The organism is Pseudomonas sp. R45(2017), from assembly GCF_002112305.1.
Taxonomy (GTDB): Bacteria; Pseudomonadota; Gammaproteobacteria; order Pseudomonadales; family Pseudomonadaceae; genus Aquipseudomonas; species Aquipseudomonas paraglycinae.
Window position 1 is genome coordinate 377922 of the sequence record NZ_NEHH01000003.1, and the last position, 19986, is coordinate 397907.

The following is a 19986-nucleotide window of genomic DNA, read 5'->3' on the forward strand; positions in this document are numbered from 1 at the left end:
GACAGTACGTCATTTACTCCAACACCCACTCCGCCAATTTCCCTGTCACCTGCGTCATCAGCACGTTCTCGACATCCCGCGCGCCTGCCGCACTGCATTTGGCGAGCACCGCTTTCACAATTCCCGAATCGAACTCGAACTGCTTGCCCGTCGCAGCCTTGTAACGGCCGCGCAATTTCTCCAGCTTCGCCAACACAATCCCTTCCAGCGTCTGCTCATCCAGCGGCCGATACGCGACCACCGTCATGCGTGCCAGAAACGCCGGGCGGAAGGCTTGCAGGAGGACTTTGTGCAGTGCTTCGTTGAAGGCTTCCGAGCCGAGTTGTGCAGTCGGTGTATCGAGCAGCAACTCGGCGCCGACATTGCTGGTGGCGAGCATCACGGTGTTCTTGAAGTCCACCACCAACCCCGTCCCGTCTTCCATCAAGCCCTTGTCGAACACGTTGTAAAACGCTTCCAGCACATCCGGATGCGCCTTTTCGATTTCATCCAGCAACACCACCGAATACGGTTTGCGCCGCACGGCTTCGGTCAGCACGCCGCCGCTGCCGTAACCGACATAGCCGGGTGGTGCGCCCTTGAGCTGGCTGACGGTGTGGGCTTCCTGATATTCCGAGAGATTGATGCTGATCAGGTTGCGTTCGCCGCCGTACAAGGCATCGGCCAGCGCATACGCGGTTTCGGTTTTGCCAACGCCCGTGGGGCCGACCAGCAGAAACACGCCAACCGGTTTTTGCGGATCGGTGAGACCCGCACGATAGGCCTGCAATCGTTGGGCGATGGTGTTGAGCGCAGTGCTCTGGCCCATCACTCGCAGGCCCATGCGTGTGCCGAGGGTGCGCACGGCGTGGGCTTCGTCGGCGAGCATTTTGCCGACGGGGATGCCGGTCCAGCCGGCGATCACGGCGGCGACGGTTTTGCCGTCGACCTGTTCGGGCACCAGCGGATCGTCCTGGCGAATCGCATCGAGGCCGGCTTCCAGGCGCAGCAGTTCGGCGGCGAGGTGATCGATGCGGCTGTCGGTGGCTTCATCCGGTTTGTCGCTGTCGGCGCGTTCACTGAGGTCAAGTAATTCGCGGCGAGTGTCGAGCAGTTCACGCACCGCCACGCGCTCTTCACTCCAGCGGGTTTCAAGTTCGCGGATGGCCTGGACGTTGGTCTTCGATTCGCTTTCCAGCAGGGTGATGCGCTCGCGGTGATCGAGCCCCGTGGCTTGTTCGCGGCGCAGACGTTCGACTTCTTCTTTGAGGCTTTGCTGGCGATGGCGCAGGCTCTCCAGCGGTGGCGGCACGTCGTGCTGGCCGAGGGCGACCCGGGCGCAGGCGGTGTCGAGGACGCTGATGGCCTTGTCCGGCAACTGGCGGCCGGAGATGTAGCGGTGCGAGAGTTTCACCGCTTCGTGGATCGCGGCATCCAGCACTTGCACGCCGTGATGCTGTTCGAGTTTGGCGGCGACGCCACGTAGCATTTCCACGGCGGTGGTTTCGTCCGGCTCTTCCACCTGCACCAGTTGGAAGCGGCGGGCGAGGGCCGGGTCTTTCTCGAAATATTTTTTGTATTCCATCCAGGTCGTCGCGGCCAGCGTGCGCAACTCTCCTCGGGCTAGCGCGGGTTTGAGCAAGTTGGCCGCGTCGCTGCCACCCTCGGCACCGCCAGCGCCGATCAAGGTGTGGGCCTCGTCGATGAACAGGATGATCGGCTTGTCGGCGCTCCGAACTGCGTCGATCACCCCTTTGAGCCGCTGTTCGAATTCGCCTTTGACCCCGGCCCCGGCCTGCAGCAAACCAAGGTCGAGCACCCGCAAACTGACTTCCTGCAACGACGGCGGCACATCCCCGGCGGCGATGCGCAGTGCCAGGCCTTCGACCACGGCAGTTTTGCCGACTCCGGGTGCGCCGACCAGAATCGGGTTGTTCTGCCGGCGTCTCAGAAGAATGTCGACGCACTGGCGGATTTCGCCATCGCGACCGACGATCGGGTCGATGCGCCCGGCATGGGCGTCGGCGGTCAGGTCCTGGGTGTATTGATCGAGCACCGAGTCTTGCCGTGGCGTTGGACTCCCCGAAGACACAGAGCGCGGGCCAACGTGCTCACGGGAGTTTGCCGTCCATTCCAGCAGGTTTGCGCGCAGCGCTTCTTTCGGAATTCGCAGCAATGACGACGCGCTGTTGAGCAGCAGGCTGCGGCGTTCGTCGCGATCGATCAGCGCCAGCAACAGCAAGCCGGAACGAATGCTGTCGATCCCCAGCACACTCGCCTGCACCACGGCGTCTTCCAACAATCCCAGCGTGTGCGAAGACAGCGCCGGCGTGCGCGTGCTGCCGGTCTTGAACAGGTCCAGCGCCTTGTTGATCTCCGCCGTCAGCGCATCACGCTCCAGCCCGAAGCGCGGCAGCAGAAAAGCAAAATCGCCGCCCTCGATATCCAGCAACTCCAGTAGTAGATGCTCGATCTCGACAAAGTGATGCCCGCGCTGCAAACACCGTTGCGCGGCACGTTCGAGGGCGCGGCGGTTGTCCGGGTTGAGGCGTCCGATCAGGCTGGCCAGTTCCATTTCAGGTAATCTCCAGCTGACGCAGGCGGGTTTCGATCCGTTGCACGGCGAGGCTGGTCTGGCGTTGCAGGCCACCGTTCCAGCTCAACAGGGCCGGGGTTTGTCGGCCGAGTTGCAGCGGCCCCGCACCGCGCACCAGCAGCACCAGTTTCACGTCCAGATCCGGGCCGAAATACAGCGCAGCAAGGCTGGCCAGTGCCGGATGCGCTTCGCCTTCCGGCAGGAATCGCGCGGCCTGCGTCGATGGCAGCGGCCCCAGCGTCAGACGAATTCCGGCATGTTCATCCCAGACCCGAGTACCGGCGACAGCACTGCAGCCGAGCTGCAGATTGCGTCCGCCAGCCTTCATGATGCTGCGGCTGGCACGTGGAATCTCACGCCACGCCCCCTCGTAAGCGCTCAGTTCCACCGCCACGGAAAACTGCTCACGGACAATCGCCGCGAACCCCGCCAATGAGCGGCGGCCGTCGGCGTACAACGCCGTGCAGGCCAGAACGGCGCAGTCGGGAATCGCCTGGCGTTCCTGCAGGGACTTGGGCAACAACCCTGTCAGCGCCCGTAATTGCGCCTGCACGGGCGAAGCGCCGGGCGTGGTGAAACCGAGGGCGATCCGGTGTTTGCGCATCACCTTGTATAGCAGGCTCAGCAGCCGATGCTGGAACAGGTCGAGGAACTCGGCGGGCGCGTGATCCTTGGCCCGCGCACGTTGTTGCAGCCATTCCTGATAGGCGTAAGGCAGCGGGCCGTCGGGGCCGCCGAGGCCGAACATCGGCGAGTTCAGGGTCAGCGGTTCACCGGGGTTTTCTTCCAGGCTTTCGATCTGGCTGGCGGCGAACAACGGCGTCAGCGGCCCGCGCAATTTCAGCGCTTCGGCCTGTGGCGATGTACCCGAACCAAGGGCGTCGGCCTGGGGCTGTTCGCGCTCCAGCAACAGCAACGCCTGCAACCATTCGAACGCCTGTGGATCACGGCGCAGGCGCTGGCTCAGGGTCAGAGCGACAGGGGCATGCCGGCTTGGGGTTGCCATGCCTTGACCTCCTTGTCTGCCTGCATGAGCACCGTGCGCACAAAGCGATTGGCCGTGGCGTACACCGAAAAGAATTGCGCGAGCACCGCTGAAAACAACACCGCGCTGCTGCCGACGAAATGCTGTGGATCAAGCTGCAATTGCACTTCAAGCCCGTTGCGCCAGCCGCGCCAGGCGTCGGCGCCGACATGGCCGATTACTCGTTCGCAACCGAGGCTCAGCAGACCTTCAATCTGGCGCAGGGCGCTGGCTTCATCGCGCAGGTTGTGCAGGGTCAGGATTTCCTTCAGCGCATCCAGTGCCTGCGGCCCTTCGACCAGCGACAGATGATTGAGGGTCAGTTGCGAGACCAGCCGCCAGCGCGAATCACCGTCCAGACGCGGCAGGCTCTGCGGGCTCGGGGGATTGCGCAGGCGTGCCCACGCCACCGGGCCCGGCCGCTCGAAACCCAGCGGTGTACCGGCGGGCAGGCTCTGGGCCAGATGCCGATTGGTGCAGAGCAGTTCGGCGGTCAGGCTGTAATCGGGCAGATCGGTCTGCGGTTCGAAACGGGTGTCGACAACGCTGACCAACAGATCGCTGCCGAGCCGGTTCGGCGTCTGTCCGTTGACTCGCCGCGCATGCCAGTAACGTTGCCGGTCACCGCTGCTGTGCTGGCTGCCGAAATACGCCGGCAGCCGTTGCACACCGCTGGCGGAGCTGGCGCGCACGCCGCGGATGCTGTGGATCTCGACGCTGTTTTCCCGGTGGCTGTCGGCGATCAGTCGATACTCACTGCGGGTGCCGTCCGGGCGCAGCGGCTCCGAAGTGCGCGGGAACAGGTTGATCACCGGCGCGCAGCCCAGCGCGATATCGCTGGCCTGCAAGTGCAATCGGCCGGTCGGGGCCCGGTCAAAAACGATGTACAGATACAGCGTCTGGCTGTCACTCGAAACACCGGACAGGGGCAGATCAAAGAAGTGGAATTTGTCCGGGAACGCGAAGTACTCGGCCAGCAGGCGCATACCTGGATGCACGCCGTCTTCGTCCGGCAGCAGCACTTCGTCGTCGGCGAAACCAACCATCTTCGGCAGACCTTTCACGCCGGCGGGAATGCTCCCCGGCGAGCCGGCCAGCACCTGCACCGCGTGGGCGCCGAGCAGATCATAGAGGCTGGCGTTGACCACCGGTGATGCGGCCAGGTGAATGCGCAGTTGTTCGATGCCAAGCTCCGACCACTGACTGTCGCCGAGGCAACGCAGGCTCAGGCGCAACGCCGAGCGGGACTGCGCCACACCGGTCAGCGCCTGGGCTTCATCGCTACCCAGCAACAATGCCTCGCTGATTTCTACCGGCCACAACCGCACCGCAGCACTGGTGCGAAAGTGAATGCTCTCGCCCTTGCTGGTGGTGACGAACAACGGCGTGTCCCGGGGCAGGGGATAGCCGCCGTCGAGGTTGCCTTTGCTCGGGTCCGGTTCGAACTGGACGATCGCGCACGACGGCAACGGGCGCATGGCCAGGGGATAAAGCTGTTCGAGCAGCGCGTCGCTGAATTCGGCGTAGTCGTCATCCAGCCGCCGTTGCAGGCGTGCGGCGAGCAGGGCGAAACCTTCCAGCAATCGTTCGACGTGCGGATCGGGGCATTCGCCGGGGGACAGTTCCAGCCGTCGTGCGACTTTCGGATAGCGTTCGGCAAACTGTCCGCCGGCATGTCGCAGCCAGGTCAGTTCGCGCTGGTAGTAGTCGAGCAATTGCGGGTCAATCGAGTCGCTCATGGCGCACCTCCAGCCCTTCGTTGCCGGGCTCGATGACAAATGCCACCGGCCAGTGCTGCGAGCCGCTGCGCAATTCACCGGTCAGGCGAATGCTCAGGCGCTGCGGGTGCTCGGGCAGGGGATTGACCTGAACCTCGCCGAGCAGCAGGCGTGGTTCGAAATGGGTGATGGCTTCGCGAATGTCCCGCGCCAGACGACGCCGGTCATCGCTGCGTTGTTGTTGCAGGGCGCTCCAGTCGGCGATGCCGTAATCGATGACGCTGGGCGGGGAGGTGAGGGGGCGCGGGCCACGGCGGGTGTTGAACAGGCGCCCGAGCTCGGCGTGCACCGAGTCGAGCAAATCCTGCCGATCGAACTCCCGCGCCTCGTCGCCCTCGCTCGAGGCGAGGCGTTCGAACAGCGGTGGAAGGAAGCCGGTGCCTGCCATGGCCGCGCCGCCGGGTTAGCTGACGAGCTTGTTGGCGGCCATGTCCCAGGTCGAGGCCGCTGTGCCTTCCTTGGTGCCGTCGTCTTTCTGCGCGGTGAGTTCCCATTTGATCTTGGTGAAGTTCAGGGACAGGGTTTCCACCGGTTTGCCGCCGGTACCGCCACTGACGCTGACGTTGGAAATCACCACGTTGGTCAGGGTGTAGATGATGAACGGCAGCAGTTGCCCGCTGCCTTCGGCGGCGTTGCGGCCGATGGTGATCTTGGCTTCCGGGATCGGTTTGCCGGCGCAGCAGTATTCGTTGAGCGACGGTGTGGAGGTGTCGACGAATTTGGTCAGGGTGAACTCGCCGACGTGGGGCTTGCCGGAGGTGCGCTCCGAGTTGCTGACGTCGTTGGTGACTTGCATCGCCACGTTGTGGCTGTAGGACATGACTTCGATCTTGTCCGCGTAACCCTCGAGCAGGCTGTCGCCTTTGATGTCGCCGCCGAGGTCGAGAATGATTGCATCCATCGCTTGAAACTCCTGAAAGGTGTCGTGCCAGGCAAACAGGGGCGCGCCCGCAGGAAATCCTGCGGGCGCAGGCAGGTCAGGCGGCTACCGGTGGCGGCAGGGTCGCGACCAGGCGGATCGACGCGGTCAGCTCTTCGAGCTGGAAGTGCGGCCGCAGGAATACCGTCGCGCGATAGGCACCAGGCTTGCCGGCGACTTCGGTGACGTCCACCCGCGCTTCACGCAACGGATACTGCGCCTTGATTTCCTGCGGTGCGTTGTCGTTGATCAGCACGTAGTCGGCGATCCAGTTGTTGAGGTAGGTCTGCACGTTGTCGCGGGTCATGAAGCTGCCGACCTTGTCGCGCATGATCACCTTCAGGTAATGGGCGAAACGCGAGGCCGCAAGCACGTACGGCAACATCGCCGAGATCCGTGCGTTGGCGTTGGCCTCGTTGGTGTTGTAGACCTTGGATTTGTTGGTGGTCTGGCCGCCGAAGAACACCGCGACGTCGCTGTTCTTCTTGTGGCACAGGGCGATGAAACCGAGGTCGTTGAGTTCCTTCTCGCGGCGGTCGGTGATCGCCACTTCGGTCGGGCATTTCAGCGACAGGTCGCCGGAGCTGGTGCGGAAGGTGTGCGCGGGCAGGCCTTCAACCGCGCCACCGCCTTCAGCGCCACGGATCGCCGCGCACCAACCGTACTTGGCAAAGGCTTCGGTGATGCGTTGCGACAGCGCCCACGCGGCGTTGCCCCACAGGTATTTGCTGTGGTCGGTGCCGTTGGTGTCTTCAACGTAGTTGATGCCTTCCACTGGCGAAGTGTCCGGGCCGTAAGGCAGACGCAGCAGGAAGTGCGGCAGCACCAGCGAGACGTAACGCGAGTCTTCGCTTTCGCGGAACGAGCGCCACTTGATCAGCTCCTGGCTCTCGAACACTTTCGACAGGTCACGCGGCACCGCCAATTCGGTGAAGCTGTTCATGTCGAACAGGCGCGGGCTGGCGGCGGCAATGAACGGCGCGTGGGCAGCTGCGGCGACGTTCGACAGTTTCTCCAGCAGGCCGATGTCCTGCGGGTGCCGGCCGAAGGTGTAGTCACCTACCAGCAGGCTGAACGGATGGCCACCGAAGGTGCCGTATTCCTCTTCGTAGATCTTTTTGAATAGCGCGCTCTGGTCGAACTCGACGGCTTTTTCCAGATCGTTCTGCAGCTCTTTCTGGGTCACGTTGAGCAGGCGCAGTTTCAGCCGGGTGCTGGTTTCGGTGTTCTGCACCAGCATGTGCAGGCCACGCCAGGACGCTTCGAGTTTTTGCAGGTCCGGGTGGTGCAGCACTTCGTTGAGCTGGGCGCTGATCAGCTCGTCGATCTGGCTGATGCGGTCGTTGATCATCGCCACGGTGTCCTTGTCGATGGCCATGCCTTCGTCGAGCACCTGGGTGGCGAATTCCGCGAGCATGTCGCGGGCGTAATCCTGCTGACTGTCGTCATGGGCCATGCGGCCCTCGGCGATGATTCGATCGAGCAGGGATAAAGTCTCGGCGGCAGCATTTTCGCTGGCTTGATTCTGGGCGGCGGCGGGCATGGCGAATTCTTCCTCGGTCAGGTGGACGATCAGGCTTGCGGTTCGGCCGGAGCTTCGGCATCAGCGGCCGGGACAGCGGTGTCCGGGCGGGCCGACTTGATCTCTTGCAAGCCTTCGGTGTTGGCGATGACGTCGCGCAGCAGCTTGTCCAGATCGTCATTGCCGTCGAGTTTGGTCAGCAGGTCGCGCAGACGCTGGCGGGCCTCGAACAGGCGCCGCAGCGGCGTGACTTGCTCCACCACCTTGACCGGGTCGAAGTCGTCGATGTGCTTGAAGTTGAGTTCGATGTTGAGCTTGCTGTCGTCGCCGCTGAGGGTGTTGTTGACTTGCAGCGTGGCGCGGGGGGCGATGGAGGCGAGGACGTCGTTGAAGTTGTCGCGGTCGATTTCGGTGAAACGGCGTTCGGTCAGTTTTGCCAAGGGTTCGAGCGGCTTGCCCGAGAGGTCAGCCAGGATGCCGACTACCAGCGGCAATTCCTTTTTCTCGATGGCATTGCCGATTTCGACGTCGTAGGTGATTTGCACGCGGGGCGGGCGAACCCGGTCGAGCTTGTGCTGGGTACTTTCTGCCATGTCGGCGGACTCCGATGCGATGAGCGGGCGCAATGCATCGGGGAGGCCCGTTCATCGCTTTCCCTTGCTGGACCACAGGTTAGAAAGGGTGGCAGATGACCTGTCGTTCCTTTGACAAACCTTCCTCATTCGGCTGTAGGAACCGAACTACCCAAGACGCTAGAACAGGTCTATAAAAATGCAAGCGAAAACTTTTTTGGACTGACTGGCGAAAAGGAAAATTCATTTTGTCTGCACGACTTTTTCTAACAATCGGGTTTGCGCTGCTCGCCGGTTGTTCGTTTTTCGGGCCGAAAGTCGATCTCGACAGCCTGACCCTCGACGTCGCCCCCAAGGCCAATGACGACACCCCGATCGCCGTGGATTTCATCGCGGTCAACGATCCGGATCTGCTCAAGCAATTGTCGGGCATCAGTGCCCGCCAGTGGTTTGCCGAGCGCGAGCAGTACCAGCGCGACTATCGTCAGCTGATGAGCGTGTGGGGACTGGAGCTGGTGCCGGGGCAATTCATCGACCGCCAGCCGTTCCCTTTGGGGGGCAAGCGGGCGGCTGGACTTTTAGTCTTCGCCAGCTATAACACTCCCGGAGCGCACCGCCTGCGGCTGGACGATCAGAGCGACGCATGGCTCAAGTTCGACAGTCGCGAGATGAGCCTGGTCAGCAAGGAAAACTGAAACACACCGTCCGCCGCCGGTTCGCGGTGCAGTCGAAGGGAGTCGTATGAGTCTGCTACCTGACGCGGTCTGCTGGCATGAAGGCATGCAATTGCTGCCACAGCATTTTCAGTTACAGGGCCTGCGGGCCGAGGCGCTCGGCGCGCATCTGGCTCAGGCGTGCAATCCGTGGTTTTTCGGCGTCAGTCACATGGAGTTCGACCCGTCGGCGATGAGCGCCGGGGTGGTGCGGGTGCTGTCGTTGCAAGGGACGATGCCGGACGGTCTGCCGGTCAATCTGCAAGTCGGCGTTGACCCGACGCTGGAGCTGGACGTCGCTGCCGCGATCGACGCCACGGACGATGCGACGGTGACGGTTTATCTGGCGATCAGTCCGCTGTGGCGCGCCGGCCAGTTGTTGCCGCTCAAGGGGCGTCTGCAATCGGTGGTCGGCGAGGCGTTACCGGATCTCACCAGCGGTGAATTTCCTGAATCGATCACGGTGTGGCGTCCCAATCCACGGCTGTGTACGCAACTGAACAAAGCCGATTCGATCTGCCTGCCGCTGCTGAAAATCCGCAAGGAGGGCGGCGGTTTCCTGCCGTTGCCGTACACGCCGCCGACACCGGTCCTGCTGCCGGAATCGCCATTGGGTCGACGGGTGGCCGGGCTCTGCGCGCGGGCGCGGGAGAAGTGCCTGTTTCTCGGCGGGCGATTGCGCCAGGCGCTGCAGGCCGGCAATCAGGATGACGCGCTGGAAATCCGTCGGCAGATGACGGCGTTGTGGGCGCGGTTGCCGGAAGTGGAAGGGGCGCTGATCAGTCGTGTCGCTCATCCGCAAAGTGTTTATGTGCAACTGCTGGGACTCGCCGGTGCGTGGTCGGCGCTGGATCCGCTGGCGGGCGTACCGGCCTTTGCGCCATTGGATTTTCTCGAATTGCAGCGTGGTTACGAACCGTTGCTCGACTGGCTGGAAAACACCCTGGAACTGATCCGCGCCGGTTACCGCAGCATCGCGTTCGAGCGCGGCGAGCAGAGCTTTTCCATTCAGTTGCCGGACGAGCAACCGAGCCAGCGTCTGGTCATCGGCCTGCGCATGCCCAACGGTGCAAGCGAGCAGGCAGCCGGCGAGTGGTTGCGGGGCGCGATCATCGCTTCGGCGCCGCACATCGCGTTGCTCAGCCGCCAGCGCATGAGCGGTCTGACGCATCAGGCCATGAGCCGCAGCGAGCAGGTGGCTTACAGCGTCGGCGACGACACCCGGTTGTTCGTGGTGACCGCCGAAGGCAGCTGGTTCGACGCGCAACTGCCGCTGATGATCGCCGCGCCGGCCACCCGGCTGACCAGCAGCCCGTGGCAAGTGGTGTTGTTTGTCGCCCAGAACAGTGAACGTGCCTGATCACACAAGGAACGTCGTATGTCGCAAGGAAGTGCCGCAAGCCTCGGGTTGCAGGACGCTCCGCTGAGCAGTGCGTTCCGCCAGACGTGGCAGCAGTGGTCGCAGGACTGGAGCCAGTTGCCCAAGGACAGCGAGGACGAAGCGGCGCTGGTCGAAACCGTGGTCGAACTCTCGACCCAGGCTTCGCAACGGCTGTGGCGTACCGCGTTTGCCCGAGTGGGCGATTCGGCGACCGCACAGGTCAAGGCGTTGGTGTATGCCTTTGTCGCGCTGGTCGATGAGACCCTGTTGTTCAGCCCGTGGCCGGGCCAGAGTGCCTGGCAGGAAAAACCTTTGGAGTCGCGACTGTATTCCAGCCGTCAGGCCGGCGAGCAAGTGCCGGCGGCGATCCAGACCTTGCTCGATGAACAGCAGCCCACCACTCGCGATCTGGCCAACGTGTATTTGCAGTGCCTGATCCTCGGTTTCCACGGACGCCTGCGCGGTGAGCAGGGTCAGGTGCAACGGGAAAAATGGCGGCGGGCGCTGTTCATGTTTGCCTGGCAGGACGAGGCCGATTACGCGGGTGTCAGTCAGCGACTGGTACAGCCTTCGCTGGCGACACCCTTGCAGTTGCCGGTGCGCACGGCGTTGCCCGATGGCTTTCGTCTGGCGCTGGGCATTCTGGCGATGATTCTGCTGCTGACCGGGCTCGGGCAGTTTCTGTGGCGCGACATCCGTCAGGAACTGGAGCCGGTGTTGCAGGCGCCCGACACGCTGACGGCGCCGGAGCAAGACTCATGAGTACCCTGACGATCGTGGCCTGGGCGGTCGCCATCCTCCTGCTGTTGGTGATCATCGCGCTGGCGGTGTGGTGGCTGCGCACCCAGAGCGGCGCGGCGATCCGCAGTTTCTACGCCGCCGTGCGGCACATGGAACAGGAGCAGAGCGCCCACGACCGGTATCAGATGCCGTGGCTGCTGATGCTCGGCGATGAAACCCAGGGCGCGCAACTCGCCACTCAATGGCGTTTGCAACCCACTGACAAACCGGCGTGGTTCGGCCGTTGGTGGTCGGACTCCGAAGGCGCGGTGCTGGTGGTGCCGCAGGCGCTGTTTCTGCCGGAAGACGGCATGCACCTGCAACGCGGCGGCTGGTGGCGCTTGCTCGGGTTGATCCTGCGCCTGCGCAGCAAGCGGCCGCTGGACGGGGTGATCTGGACGGTGCCGGTCAGTCGGCTGAGCAGTCTGGAACAGGCCACGCAGCTCGGTCTGGCGGCGCGTCGGCGTTTCATCGATCTGTTGCAGCGCTTTGGTCTGAGCCTGCCGGTGTACGTGGTCATCACCGGGCTGGAAGAACTGCCGGGATTTCAGGAACTGATCAGCGCCTTGCCGGACGAGGCCCGCGATCGCACCTTGGGCTGGTCGTCGCCCTATGCCCGCGATGCGGTGTGGCAGGGGCAATGGAGCGATCAGGCGCTGGATCGGTTGCACCGTGCGGTGGCGGAAGCGGTGATCGAAATCGGCACCTTGTCCGGGCATTTGAGTGCGGATCTGTACGCCTTGCCGGAACGTCTGGAAATCCTGCGCCGCGGTTTGCAGAACGTGCTGGAGCCGGTGTTTCAAGGCAACGCTCAGGGCGAGGCGCCATGTTTTCGTGGCGTTTACCTGACGGCCAATCAGCCGGCCGACGATGCGCTGGACGGTTTTTCTGCCGATGACAGCGGCCTGCAGCAAAGTGCGTTTGTGCGTCAGTTGTGGCGCCAGCGAATCGTCGGCGAACGCGGACTGGCCCAAGGCGTGCCGCGCCTGATGCGCTTGCGCCAGCGCTGGCAGCGAGTGACCGCCGGGGTGGCGCTGGTGGTCGGGGTGGTCTGGGCGGTGGCGATGCTCTGGGTCTGGCACGCATCGGTCAAGGACGCTCATGAACTGGCGCGGCTGCTGCAAGGCGCACAGAAGAATTACGTGGCGGTCACCGACGACGAGCATCGGGTCGAGCCGACCCGGCGCAACGTGCAGAACTTCTGGCGGGTGCTGGAACGGGCGCCGCACTGGCACTACGTTTCGCTGGCCTTTCCGACGTCGTGGTTTTCTTCGCTGGACGGGCGACTCGAACAGGAAGTGTTCAGATCGACCCAGCGCCACATGCTGCAACCGCTGCACGATCTGCTGGTCGCGGAGCTGGCGAAAATCAAGGCGATCCGCGCCACCGACCGGCGTACCAGCGTCGAAAGCGAAGACCCGGCGCAGTGGCAGAATTATCAGAAGGCCACGGATCTGGTCGAGCGGGCCTTGCGTCTGGAACAACAGAACCAGTTGTTCGCTCAGGTGCAGAACAATCAGCGGACGCCGCTGGAGGATTTGGCGCAGCTGAGCAACAGCGCGCTGTCATTCAACCTCAACGCCGGCACCTTGCCCCATGCCGCCTACTACAACCGGCTGCTCGCAGCCAGTGATGGCGGCGACTTGCAGGCTCTGGATCTGAGCGTTGAACGGCCGTTGATCGTGAGTAATTTCACCGGGCTGATGGAGCGCTGGCTCGATCAGTATTTTCTGGCCGACAACTTCGTCAGCAAGGCCGGCTACCTCAAGTTGCATCTGGAACAGCTTGAAGCCGGGAGTGGCAACAGCCTCACCGAACTGGAAGACCTGCGCGCGCTGATCGACGACCTGCAAGCGGCGATCGCCCTGACCAACTCGACCTGGAGTCGCGGCAAGGGTCAGGAGCTGGTGCCGGGTTATCGCGAGTTTCTCGACAAGGTGCGCAAGAGTTCATTGCTCGGCCCGGCGGTCGAACAGCAGCTCGATGCGCAGGCCGGCAAGTTGCAGCAGAGTTTTCGCGATCAATGGATCGCCCAGGTGGGTTCGCGGGGCAATCTGCTGGTGCAGCAGGGCAGCGGGCAACTGGCGTTGCAGGATCAGGTGGTCAAGCTCAACAACGCGGTGCAGGCGCTGTTCAAACGTGACTTCGTTTCGATTGCCCTGCGTGCCAGCCAGGACAGCGTCAACCGGCAAGGCCAGACCGTGGACGGCGATGACCTCAACGAATCGCTGAATTATTTCGCGAGTTATAAAAGCTACGTTGCCGAAGAACTGCCGCGCATTCCGCCGGCCTATCGCGAAGCATTGCTGCAAGCGGCCGAAACCGCCGCCGCGCAAGCGATGTGGTTGAGTCTCAAGGATCATGATGATCAGACTCATCCTTACGCGGTGTTCAACGTGCAGGCGGTACAGGCGATGAACCTGCAAAAAGCCTTTATCGAAGTCCATCGCAGTGATCTGGCGGCACGTCTGCAAGGGGCGCTGAACCGCCGGGCGATGGCGCAGATCGTTGGCGGGCTGGATGAAATCACCGCGCAGCCGCTGTTCGGTGGCCGTACGGAAATCAGCCAGTGGGACGGCTCGAAAAACCTTGGCCTGCAACTCTACGGCGCCAGCGATGTGCAGGATCTGAAGCTGAGCCTCAAGCAGCAATTCAACACCATGCTCGGCATCACCGAGCGTCGCGCCCCGGCGCTGGAATGGCTGAAGACCCAGCAGGGCAATCTGTCGGCGCTGGATTACGAGCGCGTGACCCAGTTCAGCGCGCTCAATGACGAATTGCTCAAGTACAAGGATTCCAACCCCGCCAGTTCGCCGGCGCAGATCGAGCAACTGGTCAGCCGCGACTTCATTGAAATGGACACCGGCTCCTGTGTGCAGGTGTTGCAGACCGCCAATCTGACCGGCGGGCGCGGCACCCTGGCGATGCGGGCGGTGGAGTTGCAACAGTCGGCCCTGCAACGCTGCCAGTTTCTGCAACAGCAACAGGCGGCCGCCGCGTGGAACGAGCTGGCCACCTACTTCAATCAATACCTGGCCGACCGCTTTCCGTTTGCCAGCGGCGTGCAGGCGCAGGATGCCGACCCGGCGCGGGTCCAGCACTTTCTGGAAATCATCGACAAGCGCTTGCCGGTGGCCCAGGCCGGACTGGTCCTGAGCCAGACCCCGGAGCGGCTGGCGGCAGAAGATTTTCTCAACCGGGTGAAACAGGCCAGCGTCTGGCTGACACCGCTGTTCGTGCGCGACAAGAGCGGCATTCTAGGCGTCGAGCTGGATGTACGCTGGCGCACCGACCGCGAAGAAGAGAAGGGCGCCGATCAAGTGATTGCCTGGGGCTTGCTGGCCGGCAATCAGCAGATCAGCTATCCCGCTGCCGATCAGCCGAACCTGCGTTGGATGCCCGGCCAGCCGATCCGTCTGACCCTGCGCTGGGCGCGCAACGGCAAGGAGCGCCCGGTCAACGATCCGCTGCAACCGAACCTGATGGTGCGTGATCTGGAGGCCGGCTGGGAGTATGGCGGGCCGTGGTCGCTGCTGCGCCTGATGCGCGCGCACTTCTCGGTGCAGCGCCAGCCGAGCATGGATTACACCGATTTTCCGTTGAGCCTGCGTTTGCCGGTTACCGCGCAGAACGAGAGCGTCACCAGCGAATTCACCCGGATGTTCGTGCGCGTGTCGCTGATGAGCCAGGGCTCGAAACTGCCGCTTTCGATTCCACCATTGCCGACCCGCGCGCCGCGTTCACCGTTCCAGGTGACCGGCACCACCGCCGCCCTTGAAGTCCAGAAGGAGGATTTGTGAGCCTGCCATCGACCCCGTTGCCGGACCTGATCGATCAGTTGCTCGCGCCCATCAGCGACGACGCGCCCTGTGGTGCGGATCTGCGCTATGAGCGCGAGTACGACCAGTTGCGCGATCTGCGCCGCGAGGACGACGCGAGTCTGCCCACGGGTGTCTGGCAGTCGACCCTGAAACGCGCCAACTGGCCGGAAGTCGAGCGGCTGACCACCACGTTATTGCTCGAGCGCAGCAAGGACCTGATGCTCAGTGCCTGGCTGGGCGAGGCCTGGCTGCATTTGCAGGCACTCGATGGACTGCCGGGCAGTCTGGCGCTGATTGCCGGTCTGTGTGAGCGCTATCCCGAACATCTGCATCCGCAGGCCGACGACGGTGACCAGTCGTGGAGAGCGATTCCGCTGGAATGGCTAGTGCGTCGCTACAGCGAAGTGTTGCTGACCCGGGTGCCTTTATTTGGCGCCAACAACAGCGATTTTGAGGGCTACACCCTCGAAACCTGGCGGCGGATTCAGGTGCGGCAGGTGCAGGCCAACGACTCCAAAGGCGCCAAGGCGTCGGCCGAAACGGCGCGCAGCGAGCACAAGAAACTCATCGAGCAGGTGCGTGCCACGCCCATGGCGTTCTGGCTGCGCCATCAAGGCAATCTGCTGCTGAGCCTGCAACACCTGCAGCGTCTCGATGCCTGGTGCGATGCGTATCTGGGAGATCAGGGGCCGGGGCTCGGGCCGTTGCAGGACACCCTTCAAGCGTTGTTGATACTGGTTCAGGAGTTCATCGCCATGCACCCACAACAACCACTGTCGGCACCGCCGCCTGCGCCGGTCGCGGTCTCACCGGTTGAAGCGTCTGTCGCGGCCACGTCCGAAGCCGCGCCAGTGCCGCGCGAACCGGCCAGTCGAGAAGAGGCTTATCGGCAATTGCTGCTGATCGCCGAGTACCTGGCCCGCACCGAACCCCACAGCCCGGTGCCGTATCTGATCCGACGTGGGGTCGAGTGGGGCAACAAGCCGTTGAGCGAGCTGCTCGGCGAGCTGATTTCGGCAGACGCCGAATCCCGGCGTCTGTGGACCTTGCTCGGCGTGCTTTAGTGCACGCGCTGGTTGTTGAGTTTTGGCGGTAGCTGGAGCGGCGTCAGTACCGGTTGGCCGGAGAAGAACGCCACCAGATTCTTGCCCACCAGCTCAACGGTGCCTTGGGTGGCTTCCGGTGACAACCCGGCGACGTGCGGGGTAAGAAGCACGTTGCTGAGGTTTTTCAGCGCATCGGGCACTTGCGGCTCGTGATCGAACACATCCAGCGCTGCGCCGGCGATTCGACGTTGTTCCAGTGCGGCGATCAAGTCGGCAGTGGCGATAACACTGGCGCGGGCAATGTTGACGATGAAACCATTGGGCCCCAGGGCATCAAGCACCGGGCGGGTCACCAGATGCTGGCTGCCGATGCCGCCGGGCGTGGCGACCACCAGAAAGTCCGAGGCCCGGGCCAGTTCGGTTGGCGTCGAGCAGAACGCGTAAGGCACATCGCTGCGCACCTGACGGTTGTGGTAGCTGATCTCCATGTCAAAGCCCAGACCGGCGCGTTTGGCAATCGCCATCCCCACTGCGCCCAGACCGAGAATCCCCAGACGCTTGCCGGCCAGCGACGGGCGCATGATCTTCGGCCACTCGCCGCGACGCACTGCGGCATCGCAGCGCGGAATGTCCCGCACCAGCGCCAGCAGCATCGCCATGGCGTGGTCGGCCACCGACGAAGCGTTGACGCCTGCGCCGTTGGTCACGGTCAGACCACGGTCGCTGGCGGCCTGCAGGTCGACCTGCTCGTAACCGGCGCCGATCACGCAGATGATTTTCAGCGCGGGCAAGGCCGCGATTTCTTCAGCATATAAACCCAGCGGGCCACGGGTCAGCACCGCGTCGATCCGTGCCCCGTGGGTGGCGATGGCTTGCGCGCGTTCGGCAGGGGTCGGCGCGAGAATCAGGTGAAAACCCTGACGCTCGAGAATCGGCAAATAGTCATTGATGGTTTCAACCAGTACCAGAACGGTGGCGGGCATTGCTCGGCTCCTGTGATCGTCGGTCTTCGGGCGCAAAAGTCGGTTCAGAGTGCTGATTCCAGAGCGGTTTGGCAATGGCCGGCACGGCCCCGCATCAGGCAGTGTAGGAGCTGATGCGGGGAGCGCGCGGGTGCTTCGTCAGAAGGTGATGTCGGCGCTGGCGGTCACTGGATCACGTCACGTACTGGGCGATGCCGTTGCCGAATGACCAGTTCTCTTTTTTCACTTCCACCAGATTGATGAACACGTCTTCCTGACGCACGGCCAGTTGCTGGTTCAGGTTGCGCGCGATGGTCTGGAACAGCCGTTGTTTCATCTCCACGGTGCGGCCTTCGCTGATGGTCAGCTGGATGAACACGATGCCGTCGCTGCGTTGGATCCCCAGGTATTGCGGGTCATAGACGAAGTGCTGGTCGTCGTGCTCGGCCAGCACCTGGAAATTGTCGTGTTCCGGCACATTGATCTCGCTGCGCAGGGCGGCGTAGATCACTTCGCCAATGCGTTTGGCGAACGTCGGGTCCGGGTTTTTCTTGATGTCGACGCGGACGAGAGGCATGGGATGGCTCCACAGGCGGGGGGACTGGACGGGGATGTCAGTCAATTCGCCATTGGGTATAGCCGAAAAATGCCAGTCGGTGAGGTTGTTTAAAAACGTTAGGAAATGGACGCACCGTCCTGCGGGATTTACGGATGTTGCCTACGAGTGCTGCCGGATTCATCCGCTATACGGCGGGGTGAGAAGCGCGGAATTATAGAGAGCAGGACGGGATGCGTTCTTCATGACGAAGCAGTAATCCGGACGGAAATTGCCATCAGCCAAGGAAGGCCAATGCTTCAGAACAACCGCGAAAACCTGGAACTCGACAGGCTGCATAACGAAACGCGAAAACTGATAGCTGAGCGGCAGAAGCTTATGGCGGAACAGAAGAAGCTGAAGTGGGAGACGTATTTTTATCCGGTTGCGGTGGTGGCCGGCGTGTTGACGGCAAGCGCGGCATTGGCAGGCGTCTTTTTCAAGTTTTGAGCGTTCGTTTTCGCAATCTTCAGACACATGACCCAAAAGGAAATCAACATGAGCACCTATGACGCCAAAGCCAGAATGGAACAACTGGAACGGGAACACGATGAGTGGGCCGAAAAAATACGTATCAAAGACAGGAAAGAAATGCGCCCGATCTGGGGGTTGATGGGTCTGGGCATCTTTTGCATGTTCCTCGGCTTCATATTGGCCCGATCGATCTGATCGGGCTTTCCCATGGCTCATTCGGCGCCGGTGCATGTCATAAAACGACATGTCGCGTATCTGGCGCCGACAGGCTTTTTCCCAAAAGCGACAAGCCTCCGATCTGCTCCGTACAACCATTCCTCAGCTAAGTCTTTGCTTCTGCTCATTTATCGCGGAGAATCGCGCCCCTGTTTCGGCCGGAGCATGTCTGTCGGTTTTTTCCGACGCGTCCTGACCGAGTGGCAAGTGACCGGAATGCGGAGATCCGACCGGATGAATGATCAGGCCAATAGCGTCGAACAACGCTTTGAGGCGGCAGCACCAGCCGAACTGTCGAGCTGGAATCGCCATGACACTACCTGGATGTTGGGACTGTTCGGGACGGCCATCGGCGCCGGTACCCTGTTTTTGCCGATCAATGCAGGTCTGGGTGGCTTCTGGCCGCTGGTGATCCTCGCGCTGCTGGCCTTCCCGATGACGTTCTACGCACACCGCGGCCTGACCCGCTTCGTGCTTTCCGGTCGCGAAGGCGCCGACATCACTGACGTGGTGGAACAGCATTTCGGCATCAAGGCCGGCGCGCTGATCACTCTGCTGTACTTCTTCGCGATCTTCCCGATCCTGCTGATCTACAGCGTCGGCCTGACCAACACGGTCGCCAGTTTCCTCGAACACCAACTGCACATCACGCCGCCACCGCGCGCGCTGCTGTCGTTCGTGCTGATCCTCGGCCTGCTGGCCGTGGTGCGCTGCGGCGAGCAAGTGATCGTCAAGGCCATGAGCCTGATGGTGTATCCGTTCATCGTCGCGCTGCTGTTCCTGGCGGTGTACCTGATTCCGCACTGGAACGGCGGCATCCTGACCACCGCTTCGCAAGTGCCGGCACCGTCGGCGCTGCTGCACACGCTGTGGCTGGCGATTCCGGTGATGGTGTTCTCGTTCAACCACTCGCCGATCATCTCGGCATTTGCGGTGGATCAGAAGCGTCGTTATGGCGTTCACGCTGACGAGCGCAGCTCGCAGATCCTGTCCCGCGCCCATCTGCTGATGGTGGTAATGGTGCTGTTCTTCGTGTTCAGCTGCGTACTGACCCTGTCGCCGGAGCAACTGGCGGAAGCCAAGGCGCAGAACCTGTCGATCCTGTCGTACCTGGCCAACCACTTCAGCAACCCGACCATCGCGTTCGCGGCGCCGCTGATTGCGTTCGTGGCGATCTCCAAGTCGTTCCTCGGTCACTACATCGGTGCCAGCGAAGGCCTGAAAGGCTTGATCGTCAAAAGCGGCAAGCGTCCGGGCGCCAAGTCGCTGGATCGCATTGTGGCGGCGTTCATGCTGGTAGTGTGCTGGATCGTGGCGACCCTGAACCCGAGCATCCTCGGCATGATTGAAACCATCGGTGGCCCGGTCATCGCGGCGATCCTGTTCCTGATGCCGATGTACGCGATCCGCAAAGTGCCAGCGATGGCCCGTTATCGTGGGCAGATGTCGAACGTGTTTGTCACCGCAGTGGGTCTGGTGGCGATTTCGGCGTTGATCTACTCGCTGACTGCTTGAGGTTCAACACAGGATCCCGTTTGATCTTGTGAAACAGAAAGGCCGACCTGCCTCGCAGGTCGGCCTTTTTTGTGCCTGTATGGTTTGTGATTG

The 19986-nt window shown here is 62.6% G+C and carries 17 protein-coding genes; 8 read left to right on the plus strand and 9 right to left on the minus strand.

Annotated features, from left to right (window positions below):
* Positions 1-13 precede the first annotated feature (13 nt).
* The 7 genes from tssH to tssB all read right to left on the minus strand — a co-directional run bounded on the left by tssH (position 14) and on the right by tssB (position 8411).
* Complete coding sequence (gene tssH, locus CAF74_RS08935; RefSeq protein ID WP_085746097.1) at positions 14-2554, minus strand: type VI secretion system ATPase TssH; 2541 nt, start codon at positions 2552-2554, stop codon at positions 14-16.
* Position 2555: 1 nt separating this feature from the next.
* Positions 2556-3581 (minus strand): type VI secretion system baseplate subunit TssG, encoded by a 1026-nt coding sequence (tssG, locus tag CAF74_RS08940; protein WP_085746098.1) that lies wholly within the window; start codon positions 3579-3581, stop codon positions 2556-2558.
* The gene (gene tssF, locus CAF74_RS08945) at positions 3545-5338 is read right to left on the minus strand and encodes a type VI secretion system baseplate subunit TssF (protein WP_085746099.1); all 1794 of its coding nucleotides are present in this window, start codon (positions 5336-5338) and stop codon (positions 3545-3547) included. Before tssF ends, tssG begins: the two co-directional genes overlap by 37 nt.
* Complete coding sequence (tssE, locus tag CAF74_RS08950; RefSeq protein WP_085746100.1) at positions 5322-5765, minus strand: type VI secretion system baseplate subunit TssE; 444 nt, start codon at positions 5763-5765, stop codon at positions 5322-5324. Before tssE ends, tssF begins: the two co-directional genes overlap by 17 nt.
* Before the next feature lie 15 nt (positions 5766-5780).
* Entirely contained in the window at positions 5781-6278 is a 498-nt protein-coding gene (locus CAF74_RS08955; protein WP_007958866.1) for an Hcp family type VI secretion system effector, read from the minus strand.
* Between the two features lie 76 nt (positions 6279-6354).
* Entirely contained in the window at positions 6355-7839 is a 1485-nt protein-coding gene (gene tssC, locus CAF74_RS08960) for a type VI secretion system contractile sheath large subunit (RefSeq protein ID WP_007958864.1), read from the minus strand.
* 29 nt (positions 7840-7868) lie between these two features.
* Positions 7869-8411 carry a type VI secretion system contractile sheath small subunit gene (gene tssB, locus CAF74_RS08965; RefSeq protein ID WP_007958861.1) on the minus strand — a complete coding sequence of 181 codons (543 nt, stop codon included), beginning with the start codon at positions 8409-8411 and terminating at the stop codon, positions 7869-7871.
* A 227-nt stretch (positions 8412-8638) separates the two neighbouring features.
* On the opposite strand from tssB, the gene CAF74_RS08975 reads away from it, so the two are divergent.
* The 5 genes from CAF74_RS08975 to tssA are packed head-to-tail and all read left to right on the plus strand — an operon-like array spanning position 8639 to position 16149.
* A complete protein-coding gene (locus CAF74_RS08975) occupies positions 8639-9085 on the plus strand; it encodes a hypothetical protein (RefSeq protein WP_039767163.1) in 447 nt (148 codons plus the stop codon).
* A gap of 46 nt (positions 9086-9131) precedes the next feature.
* Positions 9132-10463, plus strand: coding sequence for a type VI secretion system baseplate subunit TssK (gene tssK, locus CAF74_RS08980; protein ID WP_085746101.1), 1332 nt, complete (start codon positions 9132-9134; stop codon positions 10461-10463).
* Between the two features lie 18 nt (positions 10464-10481).
* On the plus strand, positions 10482-11246 hold the full coding sequence (locus CAF74_RS08985) for a DotU/TssL family secretion system protein (RefSeq protein ID WP_085746102.1): 765 nt from the start codon (positions 10482-10484) through the stop codon (positions 11244-11246).
* Entirely contained in the window at positions 11243-15064 is a 3822-nt protein-coding gene (locus CAF74_RS08990) for a type VI secretion protein IcmF/TssM N-terminal domain-containing protein (RefSeq protein ID WP_085746103.1), read from the plus strand. Before CAF74_RS08985 ends, CAF74_RS08990 begins: the two co-directional genes overlap by 4 nt.
* Positions 15061-16149 (plus strand): type VI secretion system protein TssA, encoded by a 1089-nt coding sequence (gene tssA, locus CAF74_RS08995; RefSeq protein ID WP_085746104.1) that lies wholly within the window; start codon positions 15061-15063, stop codon positions 16147-16149. The genes CAF74_RS08990 and tssA overlap by 4 nt, the downstream gene beginning before the upstream one ends.
* On the opposite strand, the gene CAF74_RS09000 is transcribed toward tssA, so the two are convergent.
* The gene (locus CAF74_RS09000) at positions 16146-17114 is read right to left on the minus strand and encodes a 2-hydroxyacid dehydrogenase (protein WP_085746105.1); all 969 of its coding nucleotides are present in this window, start codon (positions 17112-17114) and stop codon (positions 16146-16148) included. The two genes, tssA and CAF74_RS09000, sit on opposite strands and share 4 nt — an antisense overlap.
* Positions 17115-17286: 172 nt before the next feature.
* Positions 17287-17670 (minus strand): tautomerase family protein, encoded by a 384-nt coding sequence (locus CAF74_RS09005; RefSeq protein ID WP_007958838.1) that lies wholly within the window; start codon positions 17668-17670, stop codon positions 17287-17289.
* Between the two features lie 273 nt (positions 17671-17943).
* Between CAF74_RS09005 and CAF74_RS09010 the strand changes: the two genes are divergently transcribed.
* The 3 genes from CAF74_RS09010 (at position 17944) to CAF74_RS09015 (ending at position 19893) form a co-directional block, all read left to right on the plus strand.
* Positions 17944-18138, plus strand: a complete 195-nt coding sequence (locus CAF74_RS09010) for a hypothetical protein (protein WP_007958836.1) — start codon at positions 17944-17946, stop codon at positions 18136-18138.
* A 48-nt stretch (positions 18139-18186) separates the two neighbouring features.
* Positions 18187-18357, plus strand: coding sequence for a hypothetical protein (locus CAF74_RS29240; protein WP_007958834.1), 171 nt, complete (start codon positions 18187-18189; stop codon positions 18355-18357).
* Between the two features lie 255 nt (positions 18358-18612).
* A complete protein-coding gene (locus CAF74_RS09015; RefSeq protein ID WP_085746106.1) occupies positions 18613-19893 on the plus strand; it encodes an HAAAP family serine/threonine permease in 1281 nt (426 codons plus the stop codon).
* Positions 19894-19986 lie beyond the last annotated feature (93 nt).